This is a genomic window from Cyanobium sp. NIVA-CYA 375, assembly GCF_056108345.1.
The window spans coordinates 1-874 of record NZ_JBSYHW010000273.1 but is presented as its reverse complement, the minus strand read 5'-3'; the positions used below and the strand labels follow the sequence as shown (position 1 = coordinate 874).

The window sequence follows — 874 nt, the reverse complement described above, 5'->3', positions numbered from 1 at the left end:
TGAACACCTGCGGCAGCAGAGCACCCTGCTTTTCCCACATCTCGTCCTGCGACCAGCCGGCCGACTCGACCACGATCTGCTTCGACACGCGCACGGCGGTCGGGCCGTTGGCGGTGATCGCGCCCGCCAGTTCGATCGCGGCGTCGAGTGCGGAACCATCGGTGATCCGGTTGACGAGGCCCAGCTGGTAAGCGCGCGAGGTGTCAATGAAGTCGCCGGTCAGCGCCAGTTCCATCGCGATCTTGGGCGGGATCATCCGGGGCAGCTTCATCAGACCGCCCGCGGCAGCGGCGAGGCCGCGCTTGGTCTCGGGAATGCCGAACTTGGCGTCCTTGTGCGCCACGATCAGGTCGCAGCTGATCATCAGCTCCATCCCGCCGGCGAGCGCATAGCCCTCGACCGCAGCGATCAGCGGCTTGACCGGGCCCTTCTCGGTAATCCCGCCGAACCCGCGCCCTTCGATGCTGGGCCGCTCGCCGCGCAGGAAGCCCTTGAGGTCCATGCCGGAGCAGAACGTCCCGCCCGCGCCGGTCAGGATCCCGACCCGCAGCGAGTCGTCCGAGTCGAGCCGGTCGACCGCAGCGGCGATCCCTTCGGCAGCCGCCTTGTTCATCGCGTTCTTGGCCTCGGGCCGGTTGATCGTGATGATCAGTACGCCGTCCCGCACCTCGGTCAGCAGTTCCTCCGACATCGCCTTACTCCCATTTTTGATTGCAACTGAGTTCTTGCCGTGTTGCTGGCCAAGGTTTACGGACACGTCAACTGCATTTTCGACAGGCGATAGGAATTGGACATGGCCGAGGCATACATCATCGACGCAGTGCGGACCCCGCGCGGGATCGGCAAGCAGGGCAAGGGCGCGCTCGCCGCGCAG

The 874-nt window shown here is 65.8% G+C and carries 1 protein-coding gene; it reads right to left on the bottom strand.

Annotation, left to right across the window (positions count from 1 at the left end; translation table 11 throughout):
* Window positions 1–691: crotonase/enoyl-CoA hydratase family protein (locus tag AC01FP_RS18025; protein WP_474482174.1), on the bottom strand; the 691-nt coding region annotated here is incomplete at its 3' end.
* Window positions 692–874 lie beyond the last annotated feature (183 nt).